The following is a 635-nucleotide window of genomic DNA, read 5'->3' on the forward strand; positions in this document are numbered from 1 at the left end:
TGGCGGTATCGGCCGGCAGCGCCGGCGTGGGCGCGTCCATCGGCGTGTCGGTGGCGATCAGCAGCATCGCCACCACGGTGCGCGCGCGGGTGGAGGATTCCGTCCTGCGCGTGGCCAATGCCGGCGTGACCGTCAAGGCCAGCGACGAGGCCAGCATCACGGCGATCGCCATCGGCGGCGCGGTCGCGGTGCAGGCCGGCGCGGCCGGCGTGGCCATCGCGGTCGGCACCAGCGTCGCGGTCAACAAGGTATTCAACACGGTCGAGGCCACGGTCTCGGGCGGCCGCATCGAGACGGGCGGCGGCAAGCTGACACTCAGCGCCACCCAGCAGGCGGATATCCTGTCGGTGGTCCTGGGCGCATCCGTCGCGGTGTCGGCGGGCAGCAGCGCCAACGCCGCCATCGGCGGCGGCGGCGCGCTGGCGCGCAACGTGATTTCGGCCAGCGTGCGCGCCGGCATCAGCGGCGCCACCATCGACACCCGCGCCTCGGGCGGCGCGGCGGGCGCGGTGGACGTGCTGGCCCTGGGGCTGTCGCGCATCAACGCGGTGGTGCTGGGCATGTCGGCCTCGGTCTCGGTCAGCCAGTACGCCGCGGCCTCGGCCTCGATCGGCGTGGCCATGGCCGAGAACGTC

General features: G+C 74.2%; 1 protein-coding gene. It reads left to right on the forward strand.

Annotation, left to right across the window (positions count from 1 at the left end; translation table 11 throughout):
* The coding region (locus tag KDH83_RS31145; protein WP_212322967.1) for a hypothetical protein at window positions 1-635 on the forward strand (635 nt) is incomplete at both ends.

This window comes from Achromobacter sp. Marseille-Q0513 (assembly GCF_018195695.1).
Taxonomy (GTDB): Bacteria; Pseudomonadota; Gammaproteobacteria; order Burkholderiales; family Burkholderiaceae_B; genus Achromobacter.